This is a genomic window from Proteiniborus sp. MB09-C3, assembly GCF_030263895.1.
In the GTDB taxonomy this organism is placed as follows: domain Bacteria; phylum Bacillota; class Clostridia; order Tissierellales; family Proteiniboraceae; genus Proteiniborus.
In genome coordinates, this window is the sequence record NZ_CP127161.1 from 1596094 (window position 1) to 1611654 (window position 15561).

At 34.1% G+C, this 15561-nt stretch carries 17 protein-coding genes, 1 pseudogene and 3 riboswitches; all 18 genes and pseudogenes read left to right on the forward strand.

Going from position 1 to position 15561, the window contains the following annotated elements:
- Window positions 1–2: 2 nt before the first annotated feature.
- The 18 genes and pseudogenes from QO263_RS07650 to QO263_RS07735 all read left to right on the forward strand — a co-directional run bounded on the left by QO263_RS07650 (window position 3) and on the right by QO263_RS07735 (window position 15517).
- The gene (locus tag QO263_RS07650) at window positions 3–548 is read left to right on the forward strand and encodes a hypothetical protein (RefSeq protein WP_502928704.1); all 546 of its coding nucleotides are present in this window, start codon (window positions 3–5) and stop codon (window positions 546–548) included.
- A 96-nt stretch (window positions 549–644) separates the two neighbouring features.
- A complete protein-coding gene (locus QO263_RS07655) occupies window positions 645–1211 on the forward strand; it encodes a DUF6550 family protein (RefSeq protein ID WP_285628421.1) in 567 nt (188 codons plus the stop codon).
- Window positions 1212–1274: 63 nt separating this feature from the next.
- A complete protein-coding gene (locus QO263_RS07660; protein ID WP_285628424.1) occupies window positions 1275–2966 on the forward strand; it encodes a DUF8193 domain-containing protein in 1692 nt (563 codons plus the stop codon).
- 28 nt (window positions 2967–2994) lie between these two features.
- Window positions 2995–3336: a DUF3852 domain-containing protein gene (locus QO263_RS07665; RefSeq protein WP_285628427.1), complete on the forward strand. Its 342-nt coding sequence runs from the start codon at window positions 2995–2997 to the stop codon at window positions 3334–3336.
- A 171-nt stretch (window positions 3337–3507) separates the two neighbouring features.
- Entirely contained in the window at window positions 3508–4611 is a 1104-nt protein-coding gene (locus QO263_RS07670) for a PIN domain-containing protein (protein WP_285628430.1), read from the forward strand.
- A gap of 117 nt (window positions 4612–4728) precedes the next feature.
- Window positions 4729–5631: a conjugal transfer protein TrbL family protein gene (locus QO263_RS07675; protein WP_285628433.1), complete on the forward strand. Its 903-nt coding sequence runs from the start codon at window positions 4729–4731 to the stop codon at window positions 5629–5631.
- Between the two features lie 20 nt (window positions 5632–5651).
- Window positions 5652–6008, forward strand: a complete 357-nt coding sequence (locus QO263_RS07680) for a DUF7768 domain-containing protein (RefSeq protein ID WP_285628435.1) — start codon at window positions 5652–5654, stop codon at window positions 6006–6008.
- Window positions 6005–7742, forward strand: a pseudogene (locus tag QO263_RS07685) (DNA cytosine methyltransferase). The gene QO263_RS07680 and the pseudogene QO263_RS07685 overlap by 4 nt, the downstream one beginning before the upstream one ends.
- Window positions 7743–7745: 3 nt before the next feature.
- On the forward strand, window positions 7746–8003 hold the full coding sequence (locus tag QO263_RS07690) for a hypothetical protein (protein WP_285628438.1): 258 nt from the start codon (window positions 7746–7748) through the stop codon (window positions 8001–8003).
- A 2-nt stretch (window positions 8004–8005) separates the two neighbouring features.
- Window positions 8006–8596 (forward strand): hypothetical protein, encoded by a 591-nt coding sequence (locus QO263_RS07695; protein WP_285628440.1) that lies wholly within the window; start codon window positions 8006–8008, stop codon window positions 8594–8596.
- Window positions 8597–8707: 111 nt separating this feature from the next.
- On the forward strand, window positions 8708–8911 hold the full coding sequence (locus tag QO263_RS07700; RefSeq protein WP_285628442.1) for a (2Fe-2S)-binding protein: 204 nt from the start codon (window positions 8708–8710) through the stop codon (window positions 8909–8911).
- A gap of 87 nt (window positions 8912–8998) precedes the next feature.
- On the forward strand, window positions 8999–9514 hold the full coding sequence (locus QO263_RS07705; protein WP_285628445.1) for a VanZ family protein: 516 nt from the start codon (window positions 8999–9001) through the stop codon (window positions 9512–9514).
- An 83-nt stretch (window positions 9515–9597) separates the two neighbouring features.
- A complete protein-coding gene (locus tag QO263_RS07710) occupies window positions 9598–9819 on the forward strand; it encodes a hypothetical protein (protein WP_285628448.1) in 222 nt (73 codons plus the stop codon).
- 151 nt (window positions 9820–9970) lie between these two features.
- Window positions 9971–10071, forward strand: a riboswitch (TPP riboswitch).
- Window positions 10072–10157: 86 nt separating this feature from the next.
- Window positions 10158–10257, forward strand: a riboswitch (TPP riboswitch).
- An 87-nt stretch (window positions 10258–10344) separates the two neighbouring features.
- Window positions 10345–10444, forward strand: a riboswitch (TPP riboswitch).
- Between the two features lie 84 nt (window positions 10445–10528).
- Window positions 10529–11350: a bifunctional hydroxymethylpyrimidine kinase/phosphomethylpyrimidine kinase gene (gene thiD / locus QO263_RS07715; RefSeq protein WP_285628451.1), complete on the forward strand. Its 822-nt coding sequence runs from the start codon at window positions 10529–10531 to the stop codon at window positions 11348–11350.
- On the forward strand, window positions 11347–12561 hold the full coding sequence (gene cytX / locus QO263_RS07720; RefSeq protein WP_285628454.1) for a putative hydroxymethylpyrimidine transporter CytX: 1215 nt from the start codon (window positions 11347–11349) through the stop codon (window positions 12559–12561). Before thiD ends, cytX begins: the two co-directional genes overlap by 4 nt.
- Complete coding sequence (thiM, locus tag QO263_RS07725; RefSeq protein ID WP_285628457.1) at window positions 12545–13369, forward strand: hydroxyethylthiazole kinase; 825 nt, start codon at window positions 12545–12547, stop codon at window positions 13367–13369. Before cytX ends, thiM begins: the two co-directional genes overlap by 17 nt.
- Window positions 13353–13985: a thiamine phosphate synthase gene (gene thiE, locus QO263_RS07730; RefSeq protein WP_285628460.1), complete on the forward strand. Its 633-nt coding sequence runs from the start codon at window positions 13353–13355 to the stop codon at window positions 13983–13985. Before thiM ends, thiE begins: the two co-directional genes overlap by 17 nt.
- A gap of 476 nt (window positions 13986–14461) precedes the next feature.
- Window positions 14462–15517 (forward strand): helix-turn-helix domain-containing protein, encoded by a 1056-nt coding sequence (locus QO263_RS07735; RefSeq protein WP_285628464.1) that lies wholly within the window; start codon window positions 14462–14464, stop codon window positions 15515–15517.
- Window positions 15518–15561: the final 44 nt, after the last annotated feature.

A 15561-nucleotide genomic window follows, 5' to 3' on the forward strand; every position in this document is an offset into this window, starting at 1 on the left:
TCTTGCATAAAATAAAAAGAATATTAACCGATAAAAAAGGCAGTTCTTTTCCGTTGATTGTTGCAGTGACTTTGTGTCTTATAATGATTTTTACAGGAGTATCAGAATATTTTAGGTTGATGATTATTGCACAAGGTGTACGTGATGCTGTTCAAGATGCAGTGATTTCTACTGTCAATGACAATTATGATGATGTTTATCATGGAGTACGTGAAGGGTATTCAGGAGGATATCAGCCTATGGCAGATGACTTTGAAGAATCTCTTGATTATGGAGCAATTTATGATAGACTAGATACAATTCTAGGATTAAGTAGGAAAAGTGGATATCATGTTAAGACCACATCAGAAGGAAAAATAGAGTTTAAAATATGGAATTTAGAAGTAGATATAAGAAATGCTCCATTAGCTTTAGGGGATAGATCAGATTCAAGATTTGAGGCGGATAGCAGCATAATGCTTGAAGTACCAGTATCCTTTGGAGGTAAACTTCTTCCAAGTATGAAGATAAAAATAAAGACAAGTGCTGGCTATACACCTAAGTTTTAAAGGATTTGAATAATTAGATAGACTTTCAGGAAATCTTGTGGTAGTTTGTAGCTTGAAAGAAATAGGTAATTAAGATTAATAAGGAGGCAGAAACCTATGATCAATATAAATGATAAAACCAAAAGAAGACTAATTGTGGCGAGTGGTTTAATAATCAGTGTAATACTTATAGTTCTAATAAGTGCTCAGTTTAAGAAAGAACCCATAGAGGATGCAGTACTGCCAAATCAAAGCATAGAAACAAATGACATCATAGTAGAAAAACCTGTAATTACAGAAAAAGAAGATGAAATTATAGTGCAAGAAATTGAGATTCCAGAGGATGAATCGATAGATAACGGTGCGATAGATACAGGCACTGAGCAAACCATTCAAGGAAATGTAGAAAAACCGAAAGAGTCTACAAAGGAACAGCTTACAGATTCAACACAGAAACCAAATGGTGAGAAAGTGGAAACACCACCTGAACCTGTAGAACATGATAAAGTAGAGAAACCTACAGAAACACCAAAAAATAATGATGAACCACAAGGTGGAGATACCAATAATCAAGGAAAAACTTACTTGCCTGGATTCGGATGGATAGAGAATAGTGGAGAAAATCAAGGTACTGTAGCTGAAGATATGTATGAGAATGGAAATAAGATAGGAAATATGGATTAATATAACTAGCAATGAAAAACACTGCAGAGATGTAGTGTTTTTTATTTGCAGAAAGGAGAGCAGATGAAAAATATATTAAAAATATTTTTGATATTTACAATGATATTTGGTTTAATGATGCCCATTACTGTATTTGCAGTTGGAGATGGAAATATTGACTCAGGTGGTGGAGGTATGGGAGATGGAACGAGTAGTGATAAGTGGTCTCCTGGTTACGATGGTGTGCGTGTTACTGTAGTTCGAGCAGGTGACCATGCCACAGTAACTACCCCTATTGATTTAACAAACAAACAACCTCCATCTACTATGTTTCACTTTGGTAAAGTATCTAAAATTCAATATAATGGCGGAAGAAATTTGTCACCTATTCAAGGTGCATATTCTTATATTAATCCATCTCAAACAATGCCGAGGATTGTAAGTACAAATGGTAATAACAATATTGCAGCCATAAAGAGCTATTTTACAGATGAGCAAGTTATCCGATCAATTGCATCAATAACAGGAATGGATTTTGATATTTTAATTGGTGGGGATTATAAGTTGCTTTTGGAACCAATGGCATACTACACATTTCAAGGAGTTATGATAGCTACAACTGCAACAGAAACTGCTATGTATGATGAACAGTTAAGTGGATTGCTTAGAAGTAAGATGGTATCTTTATCCCATAAAAATTTGCCACTTGCTATGTTTCTAGAGGTAGGAGATTTGGGATACCCAGCATGGAGTGGAAGTACTACAACACCAGCTACTAATGTAGATATAAAATCTTCTTTAGGACTTGGTATTGTACGATTTACAGAACAACCAGAGCCACCAACTGTTAGCACATATGATTATGAATATAGAGTAGATACTGAGGTAATCACTTCTGTCATGATTAGTGGAGGACAGTCCGATCCTGACAGACCCACACGTGTAAGCTTTATTATTGATGGAAGAACCTATAATGTTGGGAATGTATATTACCCAAGTGGCGACTCTCAGCTTGCATGGGTGAAATGGACAACTCCTGATACAGAACAAGATATGGTAATAGATGTAATAGTGAATGGACTGGGTAGTACTAGTAAATCAATTATCAATGTTAAGATTGTTGATTTAGATAAAAATCCACCACCAAATCCTGTAGCAGATGATAGAAATGACTCTTTTTCTCATTCTTCTGTTCCAAACAGAGAAGAAAAAACAAATGCAAATTGGAGCATATGGAGTCCTTGGTGGCGAGCATATTGGGTGTGGCATAGTACAGGAGAGGATTCAGGATATTGGTGTGACCATGGTTGGTGGGAGTTTGATCTTGAACAATATGCAGCGAGGCTTTCAAGTGATATGAGTATTAAAAACGATAGTAAGAATCCTACTGCAAGTGGAAGTGCTTTTAAAAGTGGATATGGAATCAATCAAACAGTGACTGGAAATGTAAGTAGTAATCAAAGTTCAGCTATTACTTATGCTCAAAATGCTGTTTCCTATTTCCCAGAATTTCGCTATGAAACCTACTGGAGATTATTAGAACGTATTTCAGGTGGTTCAAATGCAAGGTTTGAGTTTAAGAAAAATAATTATTCCACTTATAAGAATCGTACACATTTTACTCCAATATGGATGCCAGATGGTGCTTATATAGTAAATACATGGCTTATAGATGCATGGACTCCTGATGGAATGCTATCAATGAGCCTTACAGACACATTGACAATAAAGGGAAACTTGTGGCAAGACTGGCATATAGCACCCTTAAATCCTTAAACAATACAGAAAAAGAAAGGTGGATTTTATGAAGATAAACAAGAAAATAGCACTAACAATGTGCATGGTGCTGATTGGCATATTGATGTTTAGCACTTCAGCATTAGCTTCAGGTACAGGAGATGTTGCTGGGGCAATTGAAGATACTTGGAGCGACGCTTCAGGACAGATAAAAACCGTTGTGAATAAGGTTGTATTCCCAGCGATTGACCTTGTCTTAGCAATATTCTTCTTTGCAAAACTTGGTACTGCCTATTTTGACTATAGAAAGCATGGGCAGTTTGAATGGGCAGCACCTGCAATCTTATTTGCATGTTTGGTGTTTACTTTAACAGCACCAGCATATATTTGGACTATACTTGGGATGTGACGAAATATAATAATTATACCAAGTTGTCTTAATACAGCCGACTTGGTATAATTATTTAAACTTAGATTCCAGTTTTAGACTATAATTAAAATAAAATAAGTATTGTAGTGTTTTTAATGAACAGATATTTCACTTAAAGGGAGATCAAAAAAATAGGAAAGAGGTGATTTAATGATATATGTATCAATAGATACCAATGTATATGTTAATTTACTTACAGAAGTGTTGGCTAACGATAATGCAGAAGAAAAGGATATACCTAGTGAACTAGAGGATCTAAATCTTCTATGTAAAGAAGGCGTTGTAACATTATTAATTCCAGAGGTTGTAAAACTAGAGCTCCAAAAATCTAATAGTAAAGTTGAGGAGGATTACAAAAGGGAGTATTCTAAATTAATTGGATATATTGATAAATATTCTGAAAGTTCATGGAGTGAAATAAGGGAAGTAAAAAAGAAGGTTATAAATTTAATTGAAAGTGAACAAGATAATAAGGTTTGTTATTGGAAGGAAGAATATGATAAATTAATGAGTTTTTTTGAGAATGAATATATTCAACATATAGAATTAACTCCTGATATGATTTGTAAAACATATAAAAAGAAAATCGCTGGATTAATTACTGATAGTCAATTGAACGATGCATTAATAATAGAAAGTATTAATTGTTGCTTTAAACAGCAAGAAATGAATAGTGATGACTTACTGTTTTTTATTACTGGAGACAAAAAAGACTTCTTTACTAAAGGAGATATAGCAGGTTTTAGTATTTTAAAAGAAAAGTTTCAAATCCATAGCTGTAAAGTATATGGATTATATAATTTGAAGCAGCTCTATAAACATATAAATGCTAATTTTGATGTTGAACTTCCAAATGGAGAGATAGAAACCAAATGGAGTGAATTTGAAAAGAAATATCCAGATTGGGATTTTGATAATGATGAGGCTATAGAAGAATATGCTGATATTGAAGAAGATATTAATCTAATGATTAATAAGTTATTTGAAGGCAAATTACAAGATTTACCTAAAGAGATAATAGATATACGAAAAAGAGTGTTGAATGAAATAGAAAATATATTATTAAAATGTAGGAATATGATGTCTTGGGATGATAGAAGTGAATCAAAATTATATCGATGGTTAAATGGTAGATTTGAAATAAATTTATATTCCTCAAAATTAAGTGATTTGTTCCTAATTAGAGATAGCTTGCAAGAATATTTAAGGGTTCATGAGGAAATGGATGAAGAAATACTAGAAGAGCATGATTGAAAAAATACAGTAAATTTGATAAATCATTAAAAAATAGCAAATTTTGTTAAGCTAATCATACTGGCACATAGATAAATACTATGTGTCTTTTTTGTTTTTTTGAAAGTAGGTGAAAAAGTGTTTATCTGGGATTTTCTCTTGGGTGATGTAATGGATCAAATTATTGATTGGTTTTATGGGCAGCTTATAGGTTTTCTTGCTGATTTCTTTGCCCAAATGGGAAATATGGGAGTAGAACTTTTTGAGATGAGCTGGGTTCAATCAATCGTTTTGTTCTTCTCTTACCTTGCTTGGTCACTCTATGGAACTGGACTTGTAGTGTCCTGCTTTGAAACAGGAATTGAGTATCAATATGGTAGGGGCAACATGAAAGATGCAGCTTTAAATGCAATTAAAGGATTTATGGCAGTCAGCCTCTTTACTACAGTGCCTATAGAACTATATAAGCTCTCGGTCAATTTACAAACAAGTTTAACTGCTGGTATCACAGGATATGGAAGAGGAATAGGTGAACTGGCAACATCTATTATTGGAGAGTTAAATAATGCAGGTGATATTACAAACATAGGCGGTTCAGGTATATTCGGTGGCATTTCTATGATAACAAGTCCATTTATGGCTCTGTTTATTATTATCCTTATGGGATATGCAGTGATTAAAGTGTTTTTTGCAAACCTAAAAAGGGGAGGGATTCTACTTATACAGATAGCAGTTGGAAGTCTATATATGTTTTCTGTACCTCGTGGTTACATTGATGGCTTTATTCAGTGGTGCAAGCAGATAATTGGATTGTGCCTCACAACATTTCTTCAGGCAACGATACTAACTGCAGGACTTATGGTAGTAAAAGATCATGCATTGCTTGGATTAGGTTTGATGTTATCGGCAGGAGAAATACCACGGATTGCTGGAGCATTTGGACTTGATACATCCACTCGTGCCAATGTAATGAGTGCAGTTTATACAGCACAGGCAGCTGTAAATACAACTAAAACTATAGTACAAGCAGTACCAAAATAAAAATAGAAAGAGAGGATTTAATGAAACTAATATATGTTGCATCTCCCTATAAAGGAGATATAAAAAAGAATATAGAATATGCGAAACAGGCTTGCCGATATGTATTAAACGAAGGCAATGCCTTTTTTTGTCCCCATCTTCTCTATCCTCAGATATTAGATGATAATAATCCAGAAGAAAGAAGATTGGGAATTAATATAGGAAAAGAATTTTTATCAAAATGCGATGAACTATGGGCATTTGGTGACCATATTTCTAAAGGAATGTTTGAGGAGATTGAGTTTGCAAGAAAGACAGGTATTCCTATAAAAAGAATTATGAAACTAGATATTGAAATAGAAGAAGGGGCTTTATTTTGTATGAGGATGGATAGATGATTACCTTGGGGAGTCTTTTCGATGGGATTGGAGGATTTCCCCTTGCTGCTGTTCATAATGGAATTACTCCTATATGGGCAAGCGAAATTGAATCCTTTCCTATTGAGGTGACTAAAATACGATTCCCTGATATGCTCCATGTTGGCGACATTACAAAATTAAAAGGGGAAGAATTGCCTCCTGTTGATATCATTACAGGTGGTTCACCATGCCAAGATTTATCTGTTGCAGGTGCAAGGGCAGGGTTTGCTGGTAAACGTTCAGGATTATTTATGGAGCAGATAAGAATAACAAAGGAAATGAGGTGGGCAGATGCAAGAAGAGGAAAGGCAAATCACCTTATCAGACCTCGATACTTCGTTTGGGAAAATGTCCCTGGAGCATTCTCAAGTACAAACGGAGAAGACTTCCATGCGGTCCTCGAAGAAACCACAAGAATTGCAGACAGCAGCGTATCTATACCTAGACCTCCGGGAGGGATATGGAAATCTGTTGGGTGCATATTGGGATATGAATTCACCATTGCTTGGAGAGTTCTCGATGCTCAATACTGGGGTGTCCCCCAAAGACGTAAGAGAATCTTTCTTGTCGCAGATTTTGGAGGACACACCGCACCCAAAATATTATTTGAGCAAGACAGCTTGTTTGGGAATACTCAGAAGAGCTAGAGCAAGAGGTAAGGAACTGCCTAAACAATTAAAAATAGCTTTAGAAATTCAAGGGGAAGTTGAAGGTTCAGAACAAGAGTCCAATGAAAATATAGTTTCTGAATATAAAGCCTATCATATCAATCAACGAAATGAGGGTATTGACTTAAATGGAATTTCAGGAGCCTTGATGGCAACTCAAAATATGCAGATGCAGACATTTGTCACAGAACCTATGCTATGTCTAAATGATCAGGGTGGTGACCGAATGGATATAACAGAGAATATTACTTCAACACTAAGGGCTAGTATGGGAGGAAATCAACCTATAGTCATGGCAACTCAGCAAGGTGGTGCAGAAATATGCTTTGACCTTTGCCCAACTATTACATCAGCAGCAGGAACAAGTGGCAATAATCAACCTGTTCTATTCGATAATCATGCAAAAGACTGTAGATATAATGGACCCCTTGATGTAGCTCCAACAATAGCAGCTACCTATGGAACAGGAGGAAATAATGTACCATTAGTATCAAAGTCAATTGATTCAGACAGTTATTGTATTGCAGGAAATACCATTGATAGACAAGATCATAATGGTGGAAATGGATGTGGATTTCAAGAAAATATTTGTTATACTCTTACGACCAGTGATATTCATGCTGTTTGTTATCCACCTAAAACTTATCAAAATACAGTAGGAGCATTATGTGTAGGAGATGAAAAAGGCAATGGGAATCAATATGTAAGTCAAGATAAATGCATTGTAGACTGTGAAAAAATGATGTTTGGGCAATCAGAATTTGCTAATTATAAAGAAGGCTGTGCAACACTTAGAGCAGAGGGTGGAGATAATGGAGGAGGAAGTGAAAACCTTGTAACTACTAAGAATCTTGTACGCAGACTAATACCACTTGAATGTGAAAGGCTTCAAGGCTTTCCTGATGGGTGGACAAAAATAGAAAAATCATCCGATAGTGCAAGATATAAGGCACTTGGTAATAGTGTAGCAATCCCTTGTGTAGATTTTATTATGCGAGGGATTGCTTATTTTTTAAGAAGATTTAAAGATGAAATGGAGGAATAAACAGTGTATATGTATCCTGATAATTTAAAGGCCAAAGCAACATTATGGCTATGGGAATTAAAAGATATAGGAATTATTGGAGTTGGACTTCTTATTTCTGTATTTGCCTTAGCACAACTTAGGCTTATGTCACCTATTGTAATAACAGCAGTATATAGCTTTTTAACAATACAATTTGAAGACACAAGCATACTGAATTTTATTCGTTATGCCTGTGCCTTTTTTCTTTTAAAGCAACAGATATTTGAATGGAGGTTATAAAATTGGGAAGAAAACAGAAACAGAAAGAAAGACAAAAGCAATCTACTAGAGAACTGATTGGTATTGATGAAATCACAGATTATAGTCTAAAGACTCCATATGGAGAGCTAGTGTATTTTATTATTCATCCAACCAATATATCGGTACTATCTGAATCAAGTGTAAGTGCAAGGATCTATGCGCTTATGACAGTACTTAAGGGGATTGCTGAAATTGAAATGCTTTGCCTTAATTCAAAAGAAAACTTTGATGATAACAAGCAGTATTTAAAAAGAAGAATGGATACAGAGCAAAATCCTGTTATTCGGCAACTACTACAGCAAGACAGTACCAATCTTGATAGGATGCAAGTTCAGATGGCTACAGCTCGTGAGTTTCTAATTATTATTAGGCTTAAGAATGAAAAAGAATCAGATGTATTTCCTTATCTTTCAAGGATTGAAAAGAGCTTAAAAGACCAAGGATTTACTACTAGAAGAGCTGATAAGTTGGATATAAAAAGACTTCTTGGTGTTTATTATGAGCAGAATGTGACTACGGAAAGATATGAAGATTATGATGGGGAGAGGTGGGTGGTACTTGGAGATATGTAAAAATTAATAAAGTGTAAGTTTATTTGATAGAGTGTACGTGATATAATATGTATAATCAAAAATTCGTTAAATAGTTTAAAAAAGGTGTTTGTACTAAGTGAGGTGTTAGGTATGGAAAATGGAATAGTATGTTATTGCTCTAATGTTAGTAAGGAAAAGATATTAGAAGCTATAGCAAGTGGGGCAAAATCTCTACAAGACATTAGAAATATGACAGGTGCTTGTACTTTGGGTAAATGTAAAGAATTAAGTCCAACAAAGAAATGTTGTTCTACTAATATTATTAAGATACTAAATGAAAATACAATAGTATGAGCATAAAAGGAAGTGGAAAAATCCAATAAATAGAACAGATATATAAATAAGAAAAATAGGAGTTTATAGGAATATTGGAGGGAAAACGTGAAAGATGATAGTAAAATAAAGAAATGGTCTAAAGTATTGTTTGTAATTTATTTAATTGCACTATTATGGATAATAGTGTTTAAATTTAATGCACCATTTTCAAAATTAGGGTATATGAGAAGTATAAATCTAATTCCTTTTAATGAATCCTTAATAATAAATGGCAAACTTGATTTCCGTGAGATTATCATGAATGTAGCGATTTTTATGCCACTTGGCATATATTCAGGTATTCTATTGAAAAAATGGACTGTTGGAAAAAAGATATTTTTATTTTTCTTAATTAGTTTGATATGTGAAATATTCCAATTTATTTTGGGTGTTGGAGCTTCGGATATTACGGATATTATTAACAATACTTTAGGTGGAATAATTGGTTTGGTAATCTATAAAGGGATTGAAAAAATATCGAAAAATAGTATTAAGGTACATAAATTTATAAATATAATTGGAACAATAGGAACGATATTAATGATTTCATTATTATCAGTACTAGTAATATATAACTTATAGGGGATTTATAAATAAAGGTTAAGTCCCAAGTTGTCGGATAGATAAATTGAAATTTGAAGTGGAGATTAATGGAGATTAGAGAAATGGTTAAAAATAAAATTATTATCAGGATAATTATCATTTTAATAGCTATTATTGGTGTAGGCTCATTTATTTCATATTCTAAGTTTGGTGTTGTTAATCCTTTTTCCACAGCAAAGGTGCTTTGTATAGATTTCAAAATAATGATACGGCTCAATATGTTTTGTTTTCAACTAATAAGTATTTTTCAAGATGGAGATGGCAAGAGTAAATTATTATTATGAGAATAGTCTGTATCATGAAAAACTCCAATTTATAGAAGGTGCCAGCATAGAACAAGGGCGGCGTAGCCGTTTATCTTGACACTTGCTTTTTATGGCACTCCTGCTAATATAACTTGACTACATTGCCACTAGGGTATATAATCAATGCAATTAATATTTGCGGGGGGACTACATTAGTAGTTGAGAAGGTAAAACCTGACCCTTTGAACCTGTTGGTTAATACCAACGTAGGGAAGCAATCACATACGAAATATGTATATGATTAGGGTGCTCCTCTGTGTAGGGGGTACCCTATTATTATTTAAGATAGAGTTATTGAGTATAAAAATGAATACAATTAATATTTGCGGGGGGACTACATAGTAGTTGAGAAGGTAAAACCTGACCCTTTGAACCTGTTGGTTAATACCAACGTAGGGAAGCAATCACATACGAAATATGTATATGATTAGGGTGCTTCTCTGTGTAGAGGGGTACCCTATTATTATTTAAGATAAAGTTATTGAGTATAAAAATGAATATGATTAATATTTGCGGGGGGACTACATAGTAGTTGAGAAGGTAAAACCTGACCCTTTGAACCTGTTGGCTAATACCAACGTAGGGAAGCAAATCACATACAAAGTTTGTATATGATTAGGGCGCTTCTCCGTATAGAAAAGTGCCCTAATTTATTATAAATACATAAATGAAAAAAGGAGGAGTTTTAATGAAAAAGGTACTTAGTATTGCTGGGTCAGATTGTAGTGGAGGTGCTGGAATACAAGCAGATTTAAAGACGTTTTCTGCCCATGGGGTGTTTGGAATGAGTGTAATTGTTTCAGTTGTAGCAGAAAACACAAGTCGTGTTATAGACATACAGGATATTACTCCAGATATGATTGAAAAACAGATTGATGCAGTATTTGAGGATATTGAAGTTGATGCTGTTAAAATCGGTATGTTGTCTACAGAACCTTGTATGGAAGCAGTAGCAAGAAAATTGAAACAATATAAACCAAATAATGTTGTAATTGATCCTGTTATGTATGCGAAAAATGGTTGCTCTCTCATGGATCCTAATTCCATAGAGACATTGATCAAGGTTGTACTACCTTATGCTGATTTACTTACGCCTAATATCCCAGAGGCTGAGAAGATATCGAATATTAAGATTAGCAATGCAGAAGATATGAAAACAGCGGCAAAACTTATTTATGATATGGGGTGCAAAAATGTTCTTGTCAAAGGGGGGCATGCTATTGGAGATGCACTGGATATTCTATATAGTGGTAAAGAGTTCTATTATTTTGAAACCCAACGAATCAATACTAAAAACACACATGGAACAGGCTGTACTTTCTCTTCGGCTATTGCTTCCAATCTTGCCCTTGGTATGACTATGCCTACTGCGGTAGACCATGCTAAGAAATATATTACAACAGCAATTGAGCATTCATTAAATATAGGTAAAGGTAATGGGCCAACACATCATTTCTATAATTTATATAAAAATGGTTTAAATATTAAGAAAGGTGAAGGGGATTTATGATGAAGGAAGAAAATCAAAGGGTATCTACATTTAGTCAAATATTATTATGGTTTGGCGCTGCAATATCAATTGCTGAAATTATAACAGGAGCTTTACTTGCTCCTTTGGGGTTAATTCAGGGTATTTGGGCAATTATTCTAGGGCATATAATCGGAGGAGCTATTCTTTTTCCTGCAGGACTGATTGGAGCAAAAAGTGGTCTTTCCTCTGCTGAATCTGTTCGTATTTCTTTTGGGAAATATGGGTCATTTGGATTTTCATGGATTAACATATTACAGCTTCTTGGTTGGACTGCAATTATGATTGTTAATGGAGCAAAAGCACTTGATGGAATTACAAATTATCTTTGGAATTACCAAAATGAAAAGTTATGGTGTATTGTTATTGGTTTACTTATTTGTATTTGGGTTGTAATCAGTAATAAAAGTCTATCAAAATTAAATACTGTGGTAATGTCAGTCTTATTTATATTTACGCTTATTCTTGGATTTACAATTTTTAAAAATACCGATACGGCAATTGCCACAGAAGAGACAATAAGTTTTGGTGCAGCAGTTGAAATAAATGTAGCTATGTCTCTTTCTTGGCTACCTCTTATTTCTGATTACACAAGGAAATTGGAGAAAAAAATTACAGGTACTTTGTGGAGTGTCATAAGCTACTTTATTGGCAGTACAGTAATGTTTGTGATTGGACTTGGTGCAGCAATATATGCTGGTACATCAGATATTACAAGTATACTAATGTCTGCGGGACTTGGCTTGATTGGTCTAGTAATTATTATATTATCTACGGTCACCACTACATTTCTTGATGTTTATTCAGCAGGAGTAAGTACAGCCAATTTTAGTAAAAAAGTGAATGAAAAGTTTGCTGCTGTTACTGCATGTGTCATAGGTACATTGCTTGCCATGTTTGTTTCTATGAGTCAATATGAGAACTTTTTATATCTTATTGGTTCTGTATTTGCACCTTTATTTGCTATCTTATTTGTAGATTGTTTTCTGCTTCATAAAACAGATATAAATACTAACCATTCTCACAATATGAGTAATATGATTTTATGGTTCATTGGATTTATCGTCTATCGTTTACTTATGCATTACAATTTCATAATTGGAATCACATTTCCTGTAATGCTGATAATTGGTGTTTTATGTTTCGTTATAAATAAAAGAAAGGTTGGAAATAGTGATGAATTACTTAATTAATGCTTGTACTGGCTTGCTTTATGAAATCAGAGAAAAAAATCCGTTGATTCATAACATTACCAATTATGTGACAGTAAATGATTGTGCAAATGCAGTTTTGGCAATTGGAGCATCTCCCATTATGGCAGACGATAATGCAGAAGTAGAGGAGATTGTTTCAATATCCTCTGCACTTGTAATTAACATGGGAACTTTAAATCAGCGTACTATTGCTTCAATGATTATAGCAGGTAAAAAAGCCAATGAGCTTAATATTCCTGTAGTTCTAGATCCTGTTGGTGCAGGTGCTTCCACGCTACGAAATAAAACAGTACAGGAAATTCTCTCACAGGTAGAAATAGATGTTATTCGTGGGAATTTATCAGAAATTTCCTTTATAGCGGGGTTTAAGGCTTCTATAAAAGGAGTTGATACTGCGATAGTAGATGAAAAAAATGATGCAGTGGGTATTGCAAAATTAGTTTCCAATAGATACTCTTGTGTTGTAGGAATTACAGGAAAGGTGGATATCATTTCAGATGGGATTAGATTTGCTAAGGTAGCAAATGGTCATAAACTTCTTTCTAAAGTAACTGGCACAGGCTGTATGACATCTGCTCTCGTGGGTAGTTTCTGTGGTGTAACAAAGGATTATTATACAGCAACAGTTGCTGGAATTGCAACAATGGGAATTTCCGGAGAGATTGCATTTGAGAAAGCAGGAGTAATGGGAACAGGTAGTTTCCACATTAATATTATTGATGCTTTATCAAATATGAACAGCACATTTTTCTTAGAAAGAGGGAAAATAGATGAAACCAAATATTGATTATACACTTTACCTTGTAACAGATAGAGAAATTATGAGTACGGAAAAACTGGAGACTGCTGTGGAGCAAGCTATTTTAGGTGGTTGTACAGTGATACAACTTAGAGAAAAGAATTGTTCATCTCTGGAATTCTTTGAAATGGCTATAAAGATAAAGGATATTACAGATAGGTATAAGATTCCCTTAATCATTAATGACCGAATAGATATAGCATTAGCAGTTGATGCTTCAGGTGTACACATTGGGCAGAGTGATATGCCAGCAAGAATTGTAAGAAAGTTGATAGGAAATAATAAAATTCTTGGTGTGTCTGCATCCAACTTTGAAGAAGCGATGAAGGCGTACAAAGACGATGCAGATTATCTTGGAGTTGGAGCAATGTTTATCACAGATACAAAAAAAGATGTAAGATTTACATCTATGGATGAACTTGCACAGATAAGAAAATATATCACACTTCCTATTGTGGTAATTGGAGGAATCAACAAGACAACAATACCAATTTTTAAAGGTATAGATGTCAATGGATTTGCAATGGTATCGGCTATTATCTCACAGCCAGATATAAAAGCGGCGGCACAGAATCTAAACAGTGAATTAATGAAACTAAGATAGTCAAAAGTTCGTCTAAATATATGAATGGTGGAGTAATAATGAAATTTGAGATAAATAAGTTGTTTGAAAATAATGAAGAACGGATTAAAGGTATTTAATTATTAGAGGGAGCGAAAGCATTTTTTGGGCTATCGCTCCCTTAACTGACACACAGTAGGAGTGCCAGCGGAAATTAAGGGCGGTGTAGCCTTTTATCTTGACCCTTGCTTTTTGATGGTATACCTGGTATTTTTCTTTTGTTGATGTTTTACGGATGTGGAGATATAATTTGGTGTAATAGATAAATAAGAATTTGTCGCTGAGTTAGATTTATAGAAATAAAGACTATCTGCACAAAGGATACATCCTGATATGAATAACAGTTATTTTTTTTGAGAAATAGTTAACGTATATTCAGTTGTTAGATATGATGATTCTTGATATGATTAAAGTAGCAAAGGCCATTGCTTATTAAATAGAATCAGGAGGTTATTTACATGAAAATAGGTGAAGTAATACGAGAATACAGAAAACGAAAAAACATGACTCAGGAGGAAATAGCAAATTGCCTTGGAGTGACAGCTCCGGCAGTTAATAAGTGGGAAAATGGAAATTCACAGCCCGATATTATGTTATTGGCTCCTATTGCCAGATTGCTCAACATTACTCTTGATACTCTATTGTCCTTTGAAGAAGAACTTACAGCCGAAGAGATAAACAGTTTCGTTTATGAAATTGATGGCAAATTAAAAGAGGAAACCTATGAAGAGGCGTTTCAGTGGGCAAAAGGAAAAATCGAGCAATATCCTAATTGTGAACAGTTGATTTGGCAAATGGCACTGATTTTAGATGCATGGCGTTTAACAAAAGACATTCCGGATTCAGAGAAATATGAAGGTTATATCAATGATTGTTATGTACGTGCTTTGGATAGCAAGGATGATAATATTAGGAACAGAGCAGCTGATTCGTTATTTGGATTTTATTCAAGAAAGGAACAGTACGGGAAAGCAGAGGAATATCTGAATTATCTTTCTAGCCAAAATCCAGAGAGAAAGAGAAAACAAGCATTTATTTATAGCAAGACAAATCGGGTGAATGAGGCATATAAAGCATACGAAGAATTATTATTTCAGGGTTATCAAATGATGAATATGGTGTTTCAAGATATATATATATTGGCTATGCAGGATAAAGACAGGGGAAAAGCCTATATACTTGTAGAAAAGCAAAGAAAATTAGCGAGTATTTTTGAAATGGGTGAGTACCATGAGGTATCCTGGGGACTTGACTTGGCAGCAGCAGAGAAAGATATGGAAGCAACTATAGAAATCATGGAGAGAATGCTTGCTAGTGTTGATAAAATATCTGATTTTACCAAGTCGACACTATATGCACATATGGAATTTAAAAAACTAGAGGATAAATTCATTACAGAACTGCATAAAAATTTGCTAGATAATTTTAGGAATGAAGAAACATATAGCTATATGAAAAAAAGTAAACGTTGGCAGAAGTTGGTAAGCAGTAATTCCAATTTGTTGATAGATTAACTTAGTGATAACTTTTAATAATATGTATCTTTAATTGCATAACA

What these genes read in the sequence shown, in the direction of transcription:
- QO263_RS07655 (WP_285628421.1), top strand. Translation starts at nt 645, where the DNA reads ATGATCAATATAAATGATAAAACCAAAAGAAGACTAATTGTGGCGAGT.
- QO263_RS07660 (WP_285628424.1), top strand. Translation starts at nt 1,275, where the DNA reads ATGAAAAATATATTAAAAATATTTTTGATATTTACAATGATATTTGGT.
- QO263_RS07665 (WP_285628427.1), top strand. Translation starts at nt 2,995, where the DNA reads ATGAAGATAAACAAGAAAATAGCACTAACAATGTGCATGGTGCTGATT.
- QO263_RS07670 (WP_285628430.1), top strand. Translation starts at nt 3,508, where the DNA reads ATGATATATGTATCAATAGATACCAATGTATATGTTAATTTACTTACA.
- QO263_RS07680 (WP_285628435.1), top strand. Translation starts at nt 5,652, where the DNA reads ATGAAACTAATATATGTTGCATCTCCCTATAAAGGAGATATAAAAAAG.
- QO263_RS07700 (WP_285628442.1), top strand. Translation starts at nt 8,708, where the DNA reads ATGGAAAATGGAATAGTATGTTATTGCTCTAATGTTAGTAAGGAAAAG.
- QO263_RS07710 (WP_285628448.1), top strand. Translation starts at nt 9,598, where the DNA reads ATGGTTAAAAATAAAATTATTATCAGGATAATTATCATTTTAATAGCT.
- thiD (WP_285628451.1), top strand. Translation starts at nt 10,529, where the DNA reads ATGAAAAAGGTACTTAGTATTGCTGGGTCAGATTGTAGTGGAGGTGCT.
- cytX (WP_285628454.1), top strand. Translation starts at nt 11,347, where the DNA reads ATGATGAAGGAAGAAAATCAAAGGGTATCTACATTTAGTCAAATATTA.
- thiM (WP_285628457.1), top strand. Translation starts at nt 12,545, where the DNA reads ATGAATTACTTAATTAATGCTTGTACTGGCTTGCTTTATGAAATCAGA.
- thiE (WP_285628460.1), top strand. Translation starts at nt 13,353, where the DNA reads ATGAAACCAAATATTGATTATACACTTTACCTTGTAACAGATAGAGAA.
- QO263_RS07735 (WP_285628464.1), top strand. Translation starts at nt 14,462, where the DNA reads ATGAAAATAGGTGAAGTAATACGAGAATACAGAAAACGAAAAAACATG.